General features: G+C 61.3%; 18 protein-coding genes. All 18 read right to left on the bottom strand.

Features of this window, described 5'->3' with window-relative positions:
* Positions 1-51: 51 nt before the first annotated feature.
* Positions 52-1,461, bottom strand: a complete 1,410-nt coding sequence (locus IAE36_RS15880; protein WP_201213385.1) for a glycosyltransferase family 2 protein — start codon at positions 1,459-1,461, stop codon at positions 52-54.
* Positions 1,458-2,405, bottom strand: a complete 948-nt coding sequence (locus tag IAE36_RS15875) for an FkbM family methyltransferase (RefSeq protein ID WP_201213383.1) — start codon at positions 2,403-2,405, stop codon at positions 1,458-1,460. Before IAE36_RS15875 ends, IAE36_RS15880 begins: the two co-directional genes overlap by 4 nt.
* Complete coding sequence (locus IAE36_RS15870; RefSeq protein WP_236408961.1) at positions 2,402-3,571, bottom strand: class I SAM-dependent methyltransferase; 1,170 nt, start codon at positions 3,569-3,571, stop codon at positions 2,402-2,404. The genes IAE36_RS15875 and IAE36_RS15870 overlap by 4 nt, the downstream gene beginning before the upstream one ends.
* A 24-nt stretch (positions 3,572-3,595) precedes the next feature.
* A complete protein-coding gene (locus tag IAE36_RS15865; RefSeq protein WP_201213380.1) occupies positions 3,596-4,945 on the bottom strand; it encodes a polysaccharide pyruvyl transferase family protein in 1,350 nt (449 codons plus the stop codon).
* A complete protein-coding gene (locus IAE36_RS15860) occupies positions 4,942-5,985 on the bottom strand; it encodes an NAD-dependent epimerase/dehydratase family protein (RefSeq protein WP_201213378.1) in 1,044 nt (347 codons plus the stop codon). Before IAE36_RS15860 ends, IAE36_RS15865 begins: the two co-directional genes overlap by 4 nt.
* Complete coding sequence (locus tag IAE36_RS15855; protein WP_236408959.1) at positions 5,972-7,006, bottom strand: class I SAM-dependent methyltransferase; 1,035 nt, start codon at positions 7,004-7,006, stop codon at positions 5,972-5,974. The genes IAE36_RS15860 and IAE36_RS15855 overlap by 14 nt, the downstream gene beginning before the upstream one ends.
* Positions 7,006-7,638 carry an HAD family hydrolase gene (locus IAE36_RS15850; RefSeq protein WP_201213376.1) on the bottom strand — a complete coding sequence of 211 codons (633 nt, stop codon included), beginning with the start codon at positions 7,636-7,638 and terminating at the stop codon, positions 7,006-7,008. The genes IAE36_RS15855 and IAE36_RS15850 overlap by 1 nt, the downstream gene beginning before the upstream one ends.
* Positions 7,638-9,464, bottom strand: a complete 1,827-nt coding sequence (locus tag IAE36_RS23925; RefSeq protein ID WP_201213374.1) for a thiamine pyrophosphate-binding protein — start codon at positions 9,462-9,464, stop codon at positions 7,638-7,640. The genes IAE36_RS15850 and IAE36_RS23925 overlap by 1 nt, the downstream gene beginning before the upstream one ends.
* 1 nt (position 9,465) lies before the next feature.
* Complete coding sequence (locus IAE36_RS15840; protein ID WP_201213372.1) at positions 9,466-10,995, bottom strand: N-acetylneuraminate synthase family protein; 1,530 nt, start codon at positions 10,993-10,995, stop codon at positions 9,466-9,468.
* Complete coding sequence (rfbH, locus tag IAE36_RS15835) at positions 10,995-12,320, bottom strand: lipopolysaccharide biosynthesis protein RfbH (RefSeq protein ID WP_201213370.1); 1,326 nt, start codon at positions 12,318-12,320, stop codon at positions 10,995-10,997. The genes IAE36_RS15840 and rfbH overlap by 1 nt, the downstream gene beginning before the upstream one ends.
* Positions 12,313-13,380, bottom strand: coding sequence for a CDP-glucose 4,6-dehydratase (rfbG, locus tag IAE36_RS15830; protein WP_201213368.1), 1,068 nt, complete (start codon positions 13,378-13,380; stop codon positions 12,313-12,315). The genes rfbH and rfbG overlap by 8 nt, the downstream gene beginning before the upstream one ends.
* The gene (rfbF, locus tag IAE36_RS15825; protein WP_060481428.1) at positions 13,371-14,141 is read right to left on the bottom strand and encodes a glucose-1-phosphate cytidylyltransferase; all 771 of its coding nucleotides are present in this window, start codon (positions 14,139-14,141) and stop codon (positions 13,371-13,373) included. Before rfbF ends, rfbG begins: the two co-directional genes overlap by 10 nt.
* Positions 14,142-14,348: 207 nt before the next feature.
* A complete protein-coding gene (gene fleQ, locus IAE36_RS15820) occupies positions 14,349-15,824 on the bottom strand; it encodes a transcriptional regulator FleQ (protein WP_060481427.1) in 1,476 nt (491 codons plus the stop codon).
* A 165-nt stretch (positions 15,825-15,989) separates the two neighbouring features.
* On the bottom strand, positions 15,990-16,283 hold the full coding sequence (fliT, locus tag IAE36_RS15815) for a flagellar protein FliT (protein ID WP_028633477.1): 294 nt from the start codon (positions 16,281-16,283) through the stop codon (positions 15,990-15,992).
* A 16-nt stretch (positions 16,284-16,299) separates the two neighbouring features.
* Positions 16,300-16,701, bottom strand: coding sequence for a flagellar export chaperone FliS (gene fliS, locus IAE36_RS15810; RefSeq protein WP_028633478.1), 402 nt, complete (start codon positions 16,699-16,701; stop codon positions 16,300-16,302).
* Between the two features lie 126 nt (positions 16,702-16,827).
* On the bottom strand, positions 16,828-18,213 hold the full coding sequence (fliD, locus tag IAE36_RS15805; RefSeq protein WP_201164329.1) for a flagellar filament capping protein FliD: 1,386 nt from the start codon (positions 18,211-18,213) through the stop codon (positions 16,828-16,830).
* An 83-nt stretch (positions 18,214-18,296) separates the two neighbouring features.
* Complete coding sequence (locus IAE36_RS15800) at positions 18,297-18,647, bottom strand: flagellar protein FlaG (RefSeq protein WP_060481425.1); 351 nt, start codon at positions 18,645-18,647, stop codon at positions 18,297-18,299.
* Between the two features lie 76 nt (positions 18,648-18,723).
* Positions 18,724-20,166, bottom strand: a complete 1,443-nt coding sequence (locus IAE36_RS15795; protein ID WP_201164330.1) for a flagellin N-terminal helical domain-containing protein — start codon at positions 20,164-20,166, stop codon at positions 18,724-18,726.
* Positions 20,167-20,435: the final 269 nt, after the last annotated feature.

Raw genomic sequence — 20,435 nt, 5'->3', positions numbered from 1 at the left:
TTCGCTCTGCGGATGCGCCGCGCTGCCTTGCGGCATACGGCTGGCGGGTGCTCAGCCGTGTGGCTCGGTCAATGCTTTCCAGCTCAGCACAGTTGTCGACGGCCGCACATGCTGACGAATCAGCGCTTCCAGATAATGCTCATGGTCACGTTCCGAGCTGATGATCACCACATCGTCACCTTGCACATGCTCAGCCATCCAGCTCAGGGGGTGGATAGGCACGCCCAGCATCCTCTGCCCCTGACGATTGGCATTGGAATCGATGCAGGCGACCACCTGGTTACCACTGTTTTCGGCGTCGAGGATCAACAGGGCAGCCACGAAAGCACTGCCGAAAATGATGACTCTGCGCCCTTCCAGCCCCTTGATGATGCTCGACCCAGGGTTCAGAACCCTGCTTTGTGCCCACGCCAGCAAGCACTGCGTGGCCTGAGGGTGGGATGCGGCCGACAGCGCATCAAGCCCGCAGCCATAGCGGCCGGGAAACAGGAGCTGGGCCAGCAAAAACACCGGCAGCCCGGCCAAAAACGCTTCCGGTGCGCGGGCTACGCTGGCCTGTAGGCCTACAGCCAATTTTTGCAGTTTGGCCAGCAGCGCTTTACTGACGACCCGGGCCGACTGAGTCGTGACGGCTTCCTGAACAGTGAACCGCGCCGTGTGTGCATCGCACTGCAGTATCTGTGCTTCAAGGCCCGGTACACCCTTGGCGATACGTCCGAGTTCTCGATAAAGGTGCACGCCCGGCAACGACAGGCTCGCCACGTGGGAGAACTGCCTGGTGTGTACGCGACGGCGCAGCAGCGGCTCGTCCAGGTAACCCACGGCATGCCGGCGGTTGATGCGCGCCGGCATCAGCACATCTTCGATACCCGCCGTTTCCAACGTGTTGCGGCCACCAGGGCTACCACCCAGGCACGCATGCACCGCATAGAACCTGGGCAATACCGCCCGTTCCAGCATCACCCCACTGGGCATTGGCCACAGCCGCTCCCTGAGGAAACCGCTGATGAACTGCCCTGGGGCGAATACACGGTCCAAGCCCGCCTCAGCGTCGCTGGCAAGCAGGGCCTGGCCGTCCTGGTCGATATCGCTGACACGGGTCCACACCAGCCGAACCTCCGGGTGTTCATCCATGAAGCGCATCTGGCGCTCCAGCATCTGGTGCTCCATCACATCGTCGTCATGGGTGACGATGACCCGCCTGCCCAGTGCCAGGTGATAGGCAGAACGGCAGTTGAACTCGACGGTGGAAATATTGCGCGAGTTTCTCACGTAGCGGATACGCGGGTCCTGCAAACCCAGGACGAACTGTGCGGTGCCATCACTGCTGCCATTGTCGAGCACCAGCAGCTCGAATGCGTCGAAGCTCTGGTCAAGGATGGCCGCGATGGACTGCTCAAGGTAATGCAACCGATTGTAGGTCAGCAGGGCCACGGTCAACGGTGGAATGGCTGGGCTCATGTCAGCGACCGCACCCTGTCCAGAAGTTCGCAGCGGGCATGTGCGTGCACGAAAACGAAGTTGGTCTCCGGGGTTTGCTCATCAATGCCGGGGCAAGGATGAAGGCCACGCTCGCTCAGGGTGTAGGCCTGGTAGCCCAGCGCCACCAGGCGCTGCACCACGTCGTTGGGGTGGTAGTCGAACTGTTTGGCCCACTTTCTCAACAGCTCGATCAGGATCACCGGCTTGTGCTCGGCCAGCACATGCTCGCCGCCCTGAATCACCATCAACTCGGCGCCTTCCACATCGCACTTGATGACCTGCGGCGCCAGCCCGTTCCGGGCGCAGAACAGGTCGAGCGTGGTCGCCTGGCAGGCCAGCTTCTGCAGGCTGGCCTGATCACCCGGCTGCCCTGCCACTACCTGCGAAGTGGCGCCCGAGCAATCCGGGGTATACAGAAACTCCAATGTGGTCTCCTGGTTGGAGAAAGCCAACTGGTGCGGGGTGATGTTGAACAGGCCGTTGTGCTGGATGTTGCGCGTTAGAATGTCGTGCGTATGCGCAATGGGCTCGAACGCATGTATAACCGCGGTGGGGCGGTGCTGCGCCAAGGCCAGTGCGTACCAGCCGCAGTTGGCGCCGATGTCCAGGACCACAGCATGGTCACCGGTGACCGCCTTTAGAAACTCGGTCTCCAGGGTTTCGTAGGCGCGGAAGTTCATCAGCGTGCAAGGCACCAGGTGCTGGTCCTTCGGGTCCAGCAACAGCTCGATCTGCTGCGAGCGGGAGCGAACAAAGACGCCCTCCGGCAACAGGCGCACACACTCAACATCAGTACCGGCAAGAAACGCGGGGTAGTCGAACAGCGCGGCATGCTGTGCATGGATGGCTTCAATGTAGTCCTGCTTTGCACTGGTGCCTGATTCATAGGCGTTGCGCAAGCGGTCAAGCGTACTCATGGTCATTCACCCGCTCCAGTTGCAAGGCTGAGAATCCGGCCACGCCAGCCAAACTGCTGCTCGAGCGTGTTGCGGATTTGCGCAGCGTAGGTGGTACTGGCAATGAACACTGTGGTGTCCGCCTGGCCTGCCAGGCTCGCCGGGTCGGTGATGGTCACACCCAGCAGGGGCTTGCCTTGAAGGTTGCGGTTTCTATCGACGATGCCGCAGATGTTGGCCTTGCCCAGCGGGGTATCGCAAAGCAGTCGACTGGTCAGCGAGCCGGCCCCCCAGATCACAACCGGCTCTGCACTTGCCTGAAGTTGTTCGGCCAGCACCTGGACGGGGCGCAGCACCTGCTGCGACAGCTCGACATAACGGCGCAGGCTTTTGCCTGCGACCTCATCGGCCGCCCATGCGGTGGCGGCGTTGCTTACCTTGCGGTACAAGGCCAGCAGGTAATAGTTGTCGTAGAAATCGTTGTGCTGGGAAATCACCGTCACCTTCTCAAAGCCATTGGCGCTCAGCAGGTTATCCAGGCTGACGGCGCTGAAGAAGTTGATGTGTTCCAGCGCGAACTCCAGATATGGCTCGGCCGGCGGGGCCTTGCCGAAGGTTTCGGCATCTGGAACAGCAACGAACAGATACCCCTCATCCGCCAGCAGCGCCCTGATCTTGTCCAGGCTGCGGCGCAGGTCGGCGATGTGCTCCAGCACGCCACACAGACTGATCAGTTGGAAGCGCTCTGATGTGACGAAAGCATCCACCGTCGCGCTTCTGATCTCCAGCCCATAGGTGGCCTGCGCCTGCTCGGCAGCCGCAGGGCTGGGTTCCAGGCCAAGCAGGCGGGGGTAGCCCGCGTGCTTGAAGTGAGCCAGAAAATGGCCCATGCCCGAGCCTATATCGAGTATGCGCGCATCGGCGGCCAGGTCAGCATGGGTTTCGACGAACTGGAAGAACCGCTCATGGATACGCGCAAGACCGGGCGGCAGCTCGGTATGCAGGTGGTGCTCCACGCTCTGGTAGAACTGATCGAGGGCCGACTGGTCCGGTATGTCGCTGGCGTAGGCAAAACCGCAATGCTGGCACGCCACCACATCGTAATGGACAGGTTGGGCAAGCCCGGGGAAGAGGAAATGCTGACGATGCAACTGCGCCAGCTGGCTCCCACTACAGACTTCACATGTTCTCATGTTGCTCTTCACCCTGTTCATTGTTCAGTGCCCGCTTGCCTGACGGTGCTGGCGGGTTAGATACCAACGCTGTGATAGGGCGTTGACTTGGGCCAGCTTGGCGAAAACTTCATCTGGAATGCCCGCGCAAAGTGCCAGCTGCGCTTCCAGATTGAGCAGTTCTTCGGCTGCCGGGCCGGGCGCATGCTCCTCGCGAGCCACCCGAACATCCGGCTCGGGCTCCCAACTATCGAGAAGGGCGCCGTCTGCGCCAATGTTGCTATCCAGGCCCAGGGTACGCAGCGTTTGCACGAAACTGGCATAGGCCTGCTCATAGCGCGGCAGCGTGGCGGTGTAGTCACAACGGGACAGGAAGTAATCGACTGTCATCGTTGCGGGCAGGTCGTGCTCTGCGACAAAGGGCAGTGAGAAGAACTCGCACATTTCCCTAACCCTGGCGTCGTGGGCAATGAACACCGCCGGCTTGCCAGCATGCACCGCCGGCGTCACGCCATGCATCCTGGCGCCGAAGACGAAATCCATCGAGCCGAGAAAGTCTTTCCACAGGGTGTAGTTGGTGAAATAGCGCACACGCCCTTGCTTGAGCAAAGCCAGCAACGGCGACAGGTCTTTGTAGAGCCGTCGAGCGGTGTACACATCCGCCCCCGTGATCTTGCCGGGGTAGTACAGCACCTGGGCAAGCAGGCCGAATACCTGCTCGACATAGTAGTAATGGTTCTGGCTGGCCAGGCGCAGAACGTCGTCGATGCGGCTATGGTCATTGCCCTGGTAGTTTGAGTAGCACACCGCCACTTTTGCAGGCGCGTCTGGCACGCTCAGCAGCGAGTGCTTGAGCGAGGGGCCATTCAGGTAAAGCGAGGGGCAACCCAGCGGCACTGCATTCTTGATGCCCAGGTCATTGAGCACCTGGGCAGAGTGATGGCCCCGGGTGCCTACCAGCGGTGAGCGGTCGGCGATGACCTGCAGGTAGCGAACCACGGCTGGCGACAGGGCCCGGTGAAAGTCGGGGCGATATTCATAGTCCCTGGATTGAATGGATTCACCGAGGCTGAAAAAGGGAATGGTCAGCTTCTCGATGAAGCGCGTGACGTACTCATAGGGGTACCCGTCGTGATCGTAAGGCGCCGGGGCAATCCTGCACGGGATGAAGAAGATGACCCTCGCATACTTTTCGTTGACCTCCTCGGCACTCATAGCGAAGTTCCAGGCCTCGAAATGACGCCCTGAAGTGAGCATCGCGCCAGCATTGGCGTAGACGATATCGCCAATGTTGATCAACTGGGCATGATGCGGGTAATTCGCTCCCGTCTTGCGGATACCTCCGGGTGGAGGCAGATAACCGATCAGGGTCGGTCGTGGGTCGACAACGTTCATGTATTGGCCTGCCAGAGCCTGGACAATCCCACATCCAGGCAGGTGAGAGGCGCCCATCCCAAGGCGCGGATCTTGTCGATATTGAAGTGCCCGGCGCTTCTGGCTGCCGGTGCCAGGCCACTGCGGGCCTTGGGCAGTACGCTCAGTTGCCCGGTTTTGCCAGCGGCGGCAATCAGGCGCTCGGCCAGTGCCAGAATGCTGGTTTCCTGGGTTTCACCGACGTTGTAGGCATGCCCAGGTTCGCCACGCAGCAGGATATGCAACAGCCCGAGCACGGTATCGGACACATAACAGAACGGGCGCGAGGCGCTACCGTCGGAGTCAAGCTGGATATCGCGGTCGTTCAGCACATCGGCCAGCAGGTCAGAAATGGCCCGGCCATCGTCGAGCCGCATGCCCGGCCCATAGCAATGGGAGATGCGCGCAATCCGGGTGTCCACGCCGTACTGGGTGTAATAGGCACGGCACAGGGTCTCGGCCAGGCGCTTGCTTTCGCCGTAGCAGGCCCGCGGCGACAGAGGGTCTTCATGACCAAAGTCACCCTCGGCAATCGGCCCGACCTGCCCTGGATTGTCGCCGTATACGGCACCGCTGCTGAGAAACAACAACCGTGCATGGGTGGCCCGGGCCAGTTCCAGCAGCGCCCGAGTGCCATCAGTGTTGGCGCGTATCGTATCGACGGGCCGTTTCAGATAGTCCCGCGGGCTGGCGGGGCTGGCGGCATGAATGATGAAATCAAGGGGTGCCGCCGGTTGGCACGGTTGCGTCACATCCTGGATAAGCGGCGTCACCTCACCGGGGATATCTACCCACGGCATACGCCTGTGCAACTTTTGCAGGTCGCGGGCCAGCGCATACAGGCGAAGGTTCGCCCGTGGGTGATGGCGGTTGAGCCAGACCAGGGCTTCGACCACATGGCCGCCAATAAACCCTGACGCGCCAGTGACCAGCACCTGCCGGCCATACAGCGCTTCCCACGGCAACGAGGCACCCAGCAGGCCGGTCAGGTCCTGCGCGAGAATACGATCAGGCGTCTTCATAGATGCTGTCCAGGCCGATGATGCGCTGTGCGGCAATGCCGACACTCAGCAAATGCTGCCGGATGTCTGTGGCGAAACGAATCGAACAGATGACGATAGGCAAATTGGCATGCTGCTGCGGGTCGTAGCCGGTGACCACGTGCTTACCGAAACGCTGCCCCCATTTAGCAGATGACGAGTCGAGCAACGCGCGGATCTGCAGCGACTCCGCCAGGGGAGCGATGTAGTTGAGGTAGTCACCCCCAATGCCATACACAAAAAACGGGCCACCTGTGCGTTGCTCGAAGCGCTGCAGCAAAAGCTGTTGGCGTTGCTCAGCGGCAAGTTCCAGGTGCGCGACAAGCCGCAGCGAATCGGAGTACACCGGCGATTCGTAATGCCCTGCCGACAGGGCTTGGCAGGCAAACCCGCAGCGGGCCAGCAGCAGGGCCAGGGATGCTGGGGTGAACTGGTGCAGATGCTCGGGGTTGCAATCACTGGCCAGCAGTGGGTGCCCGGCCTGGTTCGGCACCTCTACCAGCACACGCCCTTGCCCGCTCAGCAGCCTGGCCCAGGCCGCTACCTCCTGTTCCGGTCGCAGGATGTGCTCAAGCACATGGAACGAAACGATAAGGTCATACGGGGCCGCCTGAACCTGGCTGGCCGGCGTGCTGAACACGGTGTCCAACTGCTGCGCAGCCAGCAACCGGTCCTGGGACAGCTCTACCCCATCATAGGTGACAGCACAGCGCGCCTTTATCTCACGCCCCAGTTCGCCTTCTGCACAGCCAATTTCGAGCACGCGCTCACTGCCGGTTTTCAGCAGCCCGGTCACAGCAACAATGCGTTCGCGCATCTTGCGCTTGAACCACGGGGTATTCAGGTCGTTACGGGCAACCAGGGTTTCGTAGTAGCCAAGCCCCTCCGTCGGCAACCGCCAACGGTGCCCGCAGCAGCGACAGCGCGTATAGGCCGGGCTGGGCAGCAACACTGCGGCGGTCATGCAGCAGGGGCATTGGCTGGCGGTGCTGGAGGTATTCATCAGGGGACCAGGCGCTCCAGCATGTGCTGCGGCGAACGCAAGGGTTGCTCGCTGCTGGCGAAGTGGCCGTAACCCCACGCCACAGGCCAGAACTCCACACCGTTGGCCGCCGCTGCACGGCCATCTGCCGACGTATCGCCGATGTAGATCGCTTGCTGGGCAGCGATACCTGCCTCTTCGAGCAAAGCGGCGATCATGCCGGTCTTGTCCTGATAGCGATCTGGGTAGGAATCGCTGGCGAACACCTCGCTGAATAGCCCCTCCCAGCCCAGTGCCGCAAGAATGCGCTGGGTTGGCAGCAGGCGTTTGTTGGTGGCGATGCACAGGTTGAAACCCTGGGCATGCAACTGCTCGATAACCGCCTGGCAACCGGCGTAGGCGGCAGTTTCCAGGCATGCCTCGGCGTCGTACAGGGTCTTGAAGGTGGCGCTCATGGCGTCGAGCAACGCGTTGTCGGAGCTGCCGCTCAGGGTCGCAAGCGTCTGGCGCAGCGGTGGCCCGATAAGGCTGTCGTCCACCGGGCACACAGCCTGCTGGCCGTGCACCTGGAGCACGCGGGAAAAACAGCCGAGGATGGCCGGCGCGGAGTCCACCAGGGTGCCATCAAAGTCGAACAGGATATGACGCTTCATCATTCCCCCTGCCGAACTCGGCGCGACACCTGCGCGAGGTTGCCTGCCATTTCTTTTTCCAGTACCGCCAGCGGCAACAACGGGCTCATGTCCTCCAGCGGCATGGACGTCATGGAGCCGTCGGCCTGGGGAATCGCCGCCACCTTCGGGCTCAATGCCTCATCCTTCATCAACAGCACCTCGACGATCATTGGCCGAGGTACTTGCAGCGCCTCGGCCAGGCCTTGCTCCAGCTCGGCAACATCACTGATTCGCTTGAACGGCAAGTGATAGGCCTGGGCGAGTTCTTGCAGGTCCGGCATCCACAACCCTGCTTCGGGCCCAGTGCCCACATAACGGCCCTCGAAATAGTTACGCTGGGTATTGCGGATCGAGGCGTAACCGCCGTTGTTCATCACCACCAGGCAGATGGGCAGGTTGAAGCCGCGCAATGTGGCCAATTCCTGGATGTTCAGTTGCAGGCTGCCATCACTTTCCACCGCCACCATCGGTTTGCAGCCATTGGCGAAGCAGGCACCAATTGCCGCTGGCAGGCCATAACCCATGGCACCGAGGCCGGAGGTCAGAAACACCCGCTGCCCTTCACGGTTGCGGAATACGGTGTAGAACACTTCAACCGCCAGGCCGGAACTGCCTGTGCTGACAAGCGTATTTTGCGGTACGGCATTGGACAGCGCGTCGGCAAACTGGAAGTGGCTGATCGGCCCCCTGTCAGGGAATGGCTTGCCATCATTGACGCCGTAACGGGCCTTCCAGTCGCGGCAACGCGACAACCACTGCGGGCGACTGAACGATGCACCTTGCAGCGATGCTGCCAGCGCCTCGATGAAACCGGCAGCATCACTGTTGACCGCAACATCAATGGCCATGTCCAGCTTGGCGATCTCGTTGGCATCCACATCGACCACCACCTTGCGTGCATGACGCGCAAAATCGCGTGGAGCATAGGCGGTGATGATGTTATCCAGGCGGCAACCAATGGTGATCAGCAGGTCGGCGTTCTGTACAGCGAAATTAGGCGCACGTAACGCCACTACGCCGGGACGGCCCACATAAAGAGGATGCTCGTAAGGCAGCAGATCCATGGCATTCCAGGTGGTGACCAAGGGCACGCCGATGCTTTCGATCAAGTCGCGGAACGCTGCTGCACCGCCACTCAGGCGAACCCCATGGCCCGCAAGAATCAGCGGCCGCTCGGCACCTTCGAGCAAGCCGCGAACCTGCGCGAGGGTAGCCGGGTCGAGGGCCTCGACCACTGCTGCCTGCTCGTCGAAGCCGGCCAGGTTGGCGGCATCGATTGGCGCACCTTGCACGTCCAGGGGCACGTCGATCCACACCGGCCCGGCACGGCCGTCCCGGGCCAGGAAGACGGCCCGCTCCAGCTCCCGGCGAATGTCCTCCGGCTGCTGTACGGTGATGGCATATTTGGTGATCGGCTCGACCACACTGACGATGTCGACTTCCTGTACGCCTTTCTGGCGCAACGGCGCACCGCGCAGCAGGTCGGCACGCTTGACCTGCCCGGATATGACCAGCAATGGTACCGACTCGATCCAGGCACCTGCCACGGCTGTCACCGCGTTTGTGGCGCCAGGGCCTGTGGTCACCATCGCCACACCGATATTTTCGTTGATCCGGCAATAGGCTTCGGCAGCGATCGCAGCGGCCTGCTCATGATGACAGGCCACTACGTCCAGGTCGGGGTGTTTGCCGACCGCGTCATTGAGGTGCATGGCACCGCCGCCCGGCAACAGGAAAACATGCTGCACCCCAAGTCCTGCGATGAAATCAGCGATGTAGTCGGCAACACGATAAGGAGTCGGCACGTCAGTCCATCCAATAGCTCAAGAGGGTTTTACGGTCGCGATTGGCATTGATCGCTTCATCGGTATAGAACGAATCATTGCTGAAATGGGTAGAAGACAATTCTTCGATGATCGCCCCTTCCTGGCTGTGGAAGGCATGGCGTACACCCGGCTCCACGGTAACCACGTCACCGGGGCGGCAGACCCGCGTCACGCCATCCAGCTCCAGCGTCAGCTCGCCGTGCAGAACGTGGAAGGTTTCTTCCTTGCGCTTGTGGTATTGCTCCGGGTGCCGCTGGCCCGGCAGCAGCATCAGCAGTTTCTTGCAGTAGCCGCGGTTGACCACCGTGAGCATGGCCAGCCCGGTATCGTCGAAGCGGTCCAGGCCATAGTGGTGGGAGATCTCCAGGTCGACACGCCCTGGCACCACGACGTGGCTGCCACTGAGCTGCGCCCGCACCTGCTGGACGATGGCCCAGACCTTGCCCCGCACATCACGCTGGTTGCTGTTGTCCGGGCTCAGGGCAGCGTGTTCGGGGATGTCCGCCTGGGCGGTGAAGGTGCTGTACTTCGACCAGTCGTTGGCCGTGAACTGGCCGTCTTGCGGTGGAAAGGCGAAATACACATCGTCAGCTTGCACCACCTCACCCGCTGCGATGGGCCGGCGAGCGAACACGCCCCGACGCAACGAACGCAGGCTGGCGCGTTCACTCTCGTTTACCGGCAGGCGCTGCTCGCCTTCACCACACAGCAACAGGGCATATTGGGCCGCTTCCAGCCAGCGCCGGACCTGCTCGGGGCTCGCGGAATAGGCGTTGATCGGATAGTGCTCGGTCGGCAGCCCGACATGCTTCTCGAAGACCCGGGCGCCCTTGGCCAGCGCTATTTTGACGATATCGGTGTTGTCCGGGTTCTCGTGGGTGGAGAAACCTACGCGCACACCGGGGTAGCGGCGGCGCAGAAAGTCCACCTGCGACAGGTGCATGTTGGCATCAGGCGTCGGGTATTCGCCCACGCAGTGCAGGATGGCGAAGCTCTTCTGCCGATGGGTAAGGAAGCTGACCAGCCGGTCTAGCTCCTCCAGGGTGGAACCTGCGGTTGACACAATCAGTGGGTGCCCGGTCTGCACCACGCGCTCCAGCAGCGGCCAGTCGCTCATCGAGCAGCTTGCAACCTTGATTGCATCAAGCTGCTGGGCTTCGATCACATCGACTGACGCTTCATCGAACGGTGTGGACAGGCAGAGAAACCCATGCTCACGAATTTCCGCGACCAGGGCATCGAACTGCTCGCGGGATAACCGCGTCTCGCTGAAGCGCTTGATGTATTTCACATCATCGCGGCCACGCATCGACGGGTGAATGAAGGTGTCCAGGTCGCGGTATTGCAGCTTGAAGGCAAAACGGAACGGGAAATCCTTGCAAACGGCGGCAAATGCACGAATCAGCGCCACGCCATGGGCCACGTCGCCCATGTGATTGTTGGCCATCTCCAGGATGAACAGGGGTTTGTCGAACAAGGTACCGGCGGTGGCGGCAGGGGCTGTGCTCATCAGTGTGTTCCTCGATTGAGCCAGGCTTCGATGTGACTGGCCGCGTGTTCCAGGTGACCATCGCTCAAGCCCGGCCACAGGCCGATCCAGAACGTGTCGTTCATGATCTTGTCGGTGACTGCCAGCTCACCCGCCACCCGGTACCGCAACCCCTGCATGTAGGGCTGGCGGGTGAGGTTGCCGGCGAACAGCAGGCGTGTGCCGACGCCCTGGGCGTCCAGGTAGCGCACCAGCTCCACCCGGCGGCCTTCAGCGCCGTCGCGCAGGGTGATGGGGTAGCCGAACCACGACGGGTCGCTGCCGGGCGTGGCCTGGGGCAGGATCAACCGGTCGGCACAACCGGCCAGGCGCTCGCTCAGCCAGGCGAAGTTGCGTTTGCGTGCGGCGACAAACCCGTCCACACGGTCCATCTGCGCCAGTGCGCAGGCGGCCTGCATGTCGGTGATCTTCAGGTTGTAGCCCAGGTGCGAGTAGGTGTACTTGTGGTCGTAACCTTGTGGCAGGTCACCCAACTGCCAGCAGAAGCGCTTGCTGCAGGTGTTGTCCTCGCCCGGCGCGCAATAGCAGTCACGGCCCCAGTCGCGGAACGATTCGATGATGCGCTTGAGCAGCGGGGAATCCGTGAATACCGCCCCACCCTCGCCCATGGTGATGTGGTGCGCCGGGTAGAAACTGAGGGTACCGATATCGCCAAAGGTGCCGACCATGCGCCCTTCGTAGGTGGAGCCCAAGGCATCGCAGCAGTCTTCGATCAGCCACAGGCCGTACTTGTCGCACAAGGCGCGGACCATGCCCAGGTCGAATGGGTTGCCGAGGGTGTGGGCCAGCATGATGGCCTTGGTCTTCGGGCCAATGGCGGCTTCGATCAGTGCCGGGTCAATGTTGTAGGTGCCCATCTGCACATCAACGAACACCGGGACCGCGCCAAACTGCAGGATCGGGTTGACCGTGGTCGGGAAACCGGCCGCCACGCCGATCACTTCATCGCCAGGCTTGATCGCTCGATCACCCAGCCGCGGCGAGGTCAGGGCCGAGAACGCCAGCAGGTTGGCCGAAGAGCCGGAGTTGGTGGTGAGTACGCAGCGCCGCCCCAGGTATTTGGCCAGGCGCTTCTCGAACGCCTCGTTGAAGCGGCCCGTGGTAAGCCACCCGTCCAGTACCGCTTCGGTCATGGCCTGCAGTTCGCCCGCACCGATGACCTTGCCCGAGGGCGGCACATTGCTCTGCCCTGCAACAAAGGGTTTGGGCGCCATCTGCAGGTCGGCATAGCGGCCGACCAGCTCGGCAATCTGTTGGCGCAACTGCTGCGCCGTGCTGTCACTCATGGGTTTCGCCTTGATGAGCCGCGATCTGCTCGCGGGTAACAATGTTCATGTCACGCCCCGCACGCCATGCCAGGTGCCAGGCCAGGGTCTGCTTGAGGGTGTGGTCCAGCGACCAGCGTGGCGCCCAGCCCAGCAACTGCCGCGCCTTGCTGGAGTCCAGGGCCAGCAGCCCTGCCTCATGGGGCTGGGCATCGGCCGCCAACGACCAGCGGGCTTCGCCGGGCCAGTGCTGGGCAAGGCGGCTGACGATGTCACCCACGCTGGCCAGCCCAGCGCTGTCCGGGCCGAAGTTCCAGGCCCCGGCGTGCCGGTCGCCCTCGGTGAGCAGGCTTTGGGCCAGTTGCAGGTAGCCCATCAGCGGGTCGAGCACGTGCTGCCAGGGGCGCGTAGCCCCTGGGTAGCGCAGAACCACTTCCTCTCCGCCCTGCCAGGCGCGGAAGATGTCCGGCAACAGGCGTTCGGCAGACCAGTCACCGCCACCCAGCACGTTGCCCGCCCGCGCCGTGGCCAACGCCACACCGGCAGTGCGCAGAAACGAGTCCCGGTAGCTGGCGCACAGCAGTTCGACACAGGCCTTGCTGCTGCTGTAGGGGTCGAAGCCACCCAGGGCGTCCTGTTCACGGTACGGCCAGTGCCACTCGCGGTTGTCGTAGCATTTGTCGGTGGTCACCACCAGCACGGCGCGCACTGAAGGTGTAGCGCGCACCGCTTCCAACAGGTTGAGCGTGCCCATGACGTTGGTGGCGTAGGTATCGACGGGTGTACGGTAGGCCTCGCGCACCAGCGGCTGGGCTGCCAGGTGCAGCACCAGTTCGGGCTGGAACGCCTGCACGGCGCCCGCCAAGGCCGAGCCATCGCGGATGTCGCCAAAGTCACCGGCCACGTGCTGCTGCAATTGCGCGACCTGCCACAGCGAAGGCATGGTGGCGGCGGGCAAGGCGAAGCCACGCAGGTCAGCGCCCAGCTGGCGCAGCCACACTGCCAGCCAGCCGCCCTTGAAGCCGGTATGGCCGGTGAGCAGCACCCGGCGGCCCGCCCAGAATGCCGGGGTCAACGCCATAGCTGCCACGCTGCCTCGCCGTTTTTCCAGTGAGCCTCGAGCAGGTTGCGGTCACGCAGGGTATCCATGGGCTGCCAGAACCCCCGGTGCAGGTGGCTCATGAGTTGGCCATCCTCGGCCAGGCGGCGCATGGGCGCGTCCTCCCAGGTGGTGGCATCGCCGTCTATGTAGTCCAACACGGCCGGCTCCAGCACGAAGAAGCCACCGTTGATCCAGCCGCCATCGCCTGCGGGCTTTTCCTGAAAACCGCGTACCTGGTCACCCTGCACGTCCAGCGCGCCATAGCGCCCCGGCGGCTGCACGGCGGTGACTGTGGCCATCTTGCCGTGCTGGCGGTGGAAGTCGATCAGGCGCGGAATATCCACGTCCGAAACGCCGTCACCGTAGGTCAGGCAGAAGGTTTCATCGCCAACGTAGTCGCGCACTCGCTTCAGCCGGCCACCGGTAGCGGTGTATTCGCCGGTGTCTACCAGCGTTACCCGCCAGGGCTCGGCATGGCGGTTATGGATGTCCATGCGGTTTTCGGCCATGTCGAAGGTGACGTCCGACATGTGCAGGAAGTAGTTGGCAAAGTACTCCTTGATCACGTAGCCCTTGTAACCCAGGCAGATGATGAAGTCGTTGATGCCGTAGTGGGAGTAGATCTTCATGATGTGCCAGATGATTGGCTTGCCGCCTATCTCGATCATCGGCTTGGGTCGCAGGTGGGATTCTTCGCTGATGCGAGTGCCCAGCCCACCGGCCAGAATGACTGCTTTCATTGTACTTTTCGTCCGCATTGGTCGGAGGGGTGACAAAAAACCGACCCCTGGCACTGGATGCTAGGCAATAGCAAAACACATGCCGGGTTGGTGGTTGGGCGGGCGGATTCTGGGGAATTGGGGTGAAGTGGGGAGGAAGGGCTGCCTTGCAGCCCATCGCGAGCTCTGCTCGCTCCTACGGGTGCGCGAGCGGAGGCCGCTTGAGCGTTAGTCTTCTGCCTGGTCCTCGCCACCTTGGCGGCTCATGCCGTATTTGCGCATCTTCTCCACCAGGGTGGTACGGCGGATACGCAGGCGTTCGGCGGCACGGGCAACGATACCGTTGGCATCGTCCAGCGCCTGCTGGATCAGGCCTTGCTCCAGGCTGCCCAGGTAGTCCTTGAGGTCGAGCCCCTCTGGCGGGAGCATGGCAGGGTTGCTGAAGTTGGGAGTGTGGCCGTTGATGGCCACGCGCTCTTCCAGGTCACTGCGCAGGCTGTCGACCATCTGCTCGTCTTCGTCGTCGATGTAGCGGAATTTCTTCGGCAGTTCCGACACACCAATCACCCCGTACGGGTGCATGATCGCCATGCGCTCGACCAGGTTGGCCAGTTCGCGCACGTTACCCGGCCAGCCATGGCGGCACAGGGACATGATCGAGGCCGAGTTGAAGCGGATGGAACCCCGTTTCTCGTGCTCCATGCGCGAGATCAGCTCGTTCATCAGCAGCGGGATGTCCTCGACGCGCTCGCGCAGGGGGGCCATCTCGATGGGGAACACGTTAAGGCGGTAGTACAGGTCTTCGCGGAAAGTGCCGTCCTCGATCATGTTTTCGAGGTTCTTGTGCGTGGCGGCGATGATGCGCACATCGATGCTCTGGGTCTTGTTGCTGCCCACACGCTCAAAAGTGCGCTCCTGCAGCACGCGCAGCAGCTTCACCTGCATGGGCAACGGCATGTCGCCGATTTCATCCAGGAACAGCGTACCGCCGTTGGCCAGTTCGAAGCGCCCTGCCCGGCTGGTGATGGCCCCGGTGAATGCGCCCTTTTCATGGCCAAACAACTCGCTTTCCAGCAGCTCAGCAGGAATTGCACCACAGTTGACCGGCACGAAGGGTGCCTCACGGCGCTTGGAGTGGTAATGCAGATTGCGCGCGACCACCTCCTTGCCGGTGCCCGACTCGCCCAGGATGAGCACGCTGGCGTCGGTATCGGCCACCTGCTGCATCATCTGGCGCACGTGCTGGATGGCGCGGCTAGTACCGACCAGGCTGCGGAACAGGTTGGGCTCGCGCTGACGCCCCCGCTCACGGGCCTGGTCATACATCTCACGGTATACCTGGGCGCGGTGCAGCGAATCGAGCAACTGGCTGTAGCTGGGCGGCATTTCGAGGTTCGAAAGCACGCGGCGGCGCAGGTCTTCAGGCAACTCGCCAGAAGAAATGTCGCCTAAAAGCAAGACCGGAAGGAACTCATCCCAGGTTGCGACTGTCTTAAGCAACCCAAGCAGGGTGCCAGGCGCATCCACAGCGCCGACGAGTACGCACAGTACCTCGCGGCTGGAAGACAGCGGCTCGACCACCTGCTGCCAGTCAGCACTGGTGCAGGGCAGGTTGTCTTCGCCCAGGAAGTTCAGCACCACCGCCAGATCGCGGCGGCGGGTGCTGTCGTCATCGATCAGGAGAATCTTGGTTTCACGCCACATGCAATAGCAACTTCCCTAGTCATATCGGCGCCCGAAGGCATGCTCGACATCATTCCGACTGAATGGTCAGTGTTCGGACGTCTGAAATACGAAAACAGCCACTAGTTAAGTCAAAAAGGGTCGCACAGTCAAATTTATGGCGCCTTTTGTTCAGTTGTTCGCATCTTAACTGAACAAATGATAAACCTTTGAAGCATTCTTCGCTTGGTTGATCTGTGTCATCTCTTCGGCAATTGCCTGGCGCTCGCCGGTTGTCACTTCGATGAGGCTGCGGTAGACCTCCATCACCCCTTCGAGCTTTTCCCGCAGCAAGCCTTGGTCGTACGCGTGCGTTTCGAGCACTTCGTCGATACAGGTACGGCATGCAACGTCCAGCTTCGCAATGGAATCCCAGTCACGCTCGCCCAGGGCGCCAAGCAGGGCATCACATGTATCGTCGAGGCGTTGCAGTGCAGTCATGGTCGTCTCCTTGCCGTCAGCTGGCAGGCTGGATGTCGGCGATGCCGTCCCAACCGCTCTTCACGGTGATCAGCAGCCGGGCCACTTCATCGATGATGCCGGCATCGTTGTCGATGTTGGCCTGCATCAGGCGGTTGGTCATGTACACGTAGAGGGCATCGAGGTTTTCGACGTATTGCGGGTTCTCGCTCTTCTCAGGCGAGAGGCCGTCGCGCAAGCCGATGATGATGTCGATCGCCTTGCCCAGCATCAGCCCCTTCTCGGCCACGTCACCCCGCGCCATTGCCCCTTTGGCCTGCGCCATGCGATCAAGGCCACCTTCCATCAGCATCTGCACCAGGCGGTGCGGCGTGGCTTCGGAAATCTGGGCATGGGAATTGACCTTCTGGTACTGACGAAGGGCTCTCATGGGATTCATCTTGCGACCTCGTGGCGGGCATGCTTCTGGAAGGTTGATACTTTATGTATCGGGCAAAACACGGAAAACTTTACGGGTTATTGCCCGAAACCAGCGATAAAACCGGTTTCGGGCAACGGCTTACGGTCAGTCGTCGCTGCTGGACTTGTTCAGCGCATTCAACGTACTGAGCACCGAGCTTTGCTGCTGGCGCAGCTGGGTAACCAATGTGTCCATGTTGTTGTACTTGTCCTGCAGGCTCTTCTGCAGGGCCTCCATCCGTGCATCCAGGGTGTCCTGCTCGGTCTTGAGCTTGGTCAGGCTTTCGCTAAGGGTTTTCGAACGCTCGGCCAGGGTACCGGTGGACGCCTTGGCAAACGGCTCGGTAACTTTTTGCAGGCGGGCCAGCAGCCCGTCCTTGCCATTGAAGATGCTGGTCAGGTCTGCCGCATTGGTGCTGGCGACCTTGTCCCACTTCTTGTCATCCAGGCTCAGCGTGCCGCCATCCTGCGAAGAGGTAACCCCGAAGGCTGCCAACGACTTGAGGGTGCCGTTGCCGGACACCGCATTGAGTTCTTCACGGATGGACGTCATCAGCGTGCGCATCGATGCATCGCCGGTCAGCGCAGCCGCTGTCATGCTGCCATCTGCATTCTTGGTGACCTTGGTTTCGGCGTTCACCACTTTCAGCAGCGCGTTATAGCTATCGATGAAGCCTTTGAGGCCCGACTTGAGGGTAGCGCTGCTGGTGCTGAGTGAGAGCGTGGTAATCGTATCTTCGCCCGTTGAGCTTTTTGGAGATACACCTACCAACTTGATGTTCAGGCCACTCACTGCATCGGTAATATCATTGGTCTTCGATTTCATGGCAACGCCATCGAGCATGTACTCGGCGTCCGCGGGCTCGTCTACGACCTTGTAACCCGTGTCGATTCCAGAATTCCCAGACAGGGTAATGTCCGACCCCTCGCCCATCTTGGTCGATGTAATGACCAGCCGCGAGCCTGTGGCATCCGTGAGCACGTTGGCACTCAGGCCTGCAGGGCCAAACTGACTGTTGATGCTGTCGCGCACCTGCTGCAACGTTGCACCAGCCGGAACGCTCAGGTCGTAAGCCTTGCCATTCTGGGTCATGGTCAGGGTGGTTGCGGTAGTGCCTTTGTTGACCACCGACCCTGCCCCGTCCGCGTACACCTGGGTGGACACCTTGGACGCCTTGGCCAGCTTGCTGACCAGCAACGAGAACGAACCATTGGCAGCGCCGGCGCCCATGGTGACGGTAGCCACCTTTTCGTTGGACGACTGCAGGCTCAAGCCGCCAAAACTATTGGTATCGGTCATGTTGGTCAGCGCACCACGGAAGGCATCGAGCGCTGACTGAATCTTGCCAATCGAGGACAACGTGGTGGTTGCCTTCAGCGTTTGGGTATTGATTTGCGTCTGCTTGGGCGCCTTCTGGGCGGCCACGAGCGAATCGACGATGGCCTGGGTGTCGATACCCGAGCCGATACCACTGACGGTTGTACCTGCCATCATTGCTCTCCTTGAACGGTAGCTGCCAGATCCTTGGCGAAAAAATCCTTGAAAGACCTAACAACAACAAAAATCATGCCAGCCTAAGCGCGCCCCTCGAACAGCAGGCTGCCGGCTTCGCTGAGGCTTTGCGCGAGCTTTAACGCCGTTTCAGACGGTAGCTGGCGGATGACCTCGCCCGAGTCGGTGGCGATCACCTTGACCACGACCTGCCCGGTGGAATCATCAATGGAAAAGTCCAGCTGACGCTGGCTCGACTGGACGAAATCACGGATATCGCCAACCGCTTTTTCCAGGTCCTCGCGCGTGTGCGGCTTGGGTTCTGGCGGCGCGGCTTCCTGCACCTTGGCAGGCACCGCCGGGTCCCGCTCCGCCGCAGAGGGCTGGGGTAACACAGGGGGGTACACCTGACTCAGCTTGAGACTGATGTCCATGTTCCGAACTCCTCATGTCAAAAAGGGTGAAAGGGCACGTAAACGCGCCCTTTCACCCTTTACTCAGGCGCCTGAATTACTGGAGCAGTTTCAGGACCGAGGAAGGCAGCTGGTTGGCCTGGGACAGGATCGCGGTGGATGCCTGTTGCAGGGTTTGCTGCTTGGTCAGCTCGGCAGTTTCCGAGGCGAAGTCCACATCCTGCACGGTGGAGCGGGCAGCGGTGGAGTTCTTCTGGATGTTCTGCAGGTTGTCCACGGTGGTTTGCAGACGGTTCTGGGTTGCACCCAGGCCCGAACGTACGCTGTCGATCGAACCGATAGCCTTGTCGATAACGGCCAGGGCGTTCTGGGCGTTGACGGCAGCGGTCACGTCGGTGTCGGCGATGGTGGTCTTTTTCGACGACACCGAAGCTGCACCGAACAGGTCAGTTGCGCCAGTACCGGTTGCGCCGTTGGCAACGGAGTAGCCTTTGGCCGAGTCCAGCGAGATCTGGCCAGTCACTACGGCCTTGTCGTTCGCAGTCGCAGACAATGCAGTCAGTGTTGCAGCGTATTCGCCACTGCCATTCTTGGCACCGACCGAGATCGCCTCTGCACCTGCTTTCGAGGTGAAGCTGAGGTTCTCACCGGTGTCGGACTTGACCTCCAGGCTTTTGGTAGATTCGTCGTAGTTAACGCTGATGCCGAGTTTGGCAGCGTTAGACTTCAACTGGTCAGCCAGGCTGGCAGTGTCGGTCACGCCGATGAAGCTGACGGTGCTGCTGCCGACTTTCAGGTCGAAGTTGGCAGGAGTGGTGGCAGCGCCGCTGGCAACGGTCAGCTTGACTTCGGTGCTGGCAGCGGCAGTCAGGCCACCGATAGCGCCATTGAGCTTGGCCGCGATGTCCTTGGCCGAAGCGCCGGCATCGTAGCTGACAGTTTTGGTCTGGCCGTTGCCGGTCACCACCAGGTCGGCTGCAGTCACGCCGCTTGCAGTCGGGGTGATGGTGCCGGATTTAACCTGCTGCGAACCAATGCTCTTGGCCGAGACGTTGTCCAGGGAAACGTTGATGGTTTCGTTGGCGTTGGCACCAACCTGGATGGCCTTGGTACCGTACGAGCCGTCCAGCAGCTTCTGACCACCGAAGGTGGTGGTGTCGGAGATACGGTTCAGTTCGGCAGTCAGTGCCTGGTATTCGTCGTTGTTCGACTTGCGGTCGTCGGCGCTCAGGGAGCCAGTGGCCGACGACAGTGCCAGGGTACGCATTTTTTGCAGGATGTCGGTCGAAGCCTGCATTGCACCTTCAGCGGTCTGCGCGATCGAGATACCGTCGTTGGCGTTCTTCACAGCCTGGCCCAGGCCGTTGATCTGGCTGGTCAGGCGGTTGGCGATCTGCAGGCCAGCAGCGTCGTCTTTAGCGCTGTTGATACGCAGACCCGAGGACAGACGCTGCATCGCGGTGGCCTGAGCGTTGCTGGCCTTGTTCAGGTTTACTTGGGTAGTAACCGAAGCAATGTTGGTGTTTACAGTTAAAGCCATGACGAAATCCTCGTTGTATGGGTACTGCGGCTTCCGGCCTTGGCAACCGCCGGATTGGCCTAGAGAACCTTCGTAATAGTTATCGTCGGATGGCCTGGTTGCTTGAGGGGTTTTTCAAAAAAAAAATGCTGGCACGCGGCCAGCCTTTGAAATCAAGGGGTTGAGGGCGGTTTGTTGGCGCCAGAAATAATGCATACCGGGCATGTAGGAGCGAGCAAAGCTCGCGATGGGGTGCAAAGCACCCTCATCAGATTGCGCATGACTGCCGA

This window comes from Pseudomonas sp. S36 (genome assembly GCF_016647875.1).
GTDB lineage: Bacteria > Pseudomonadota > Gammaproteobacteria > Pseudomonadales > Pseudomonadaceae > Aquipseudomonas > Aquipseudomonas parafulva.
The sequence above is the reverse complement of the archived record's forward strand: the minus strand, read 5'-3'. Positions and strand labels throughout refer to the sequence as shown.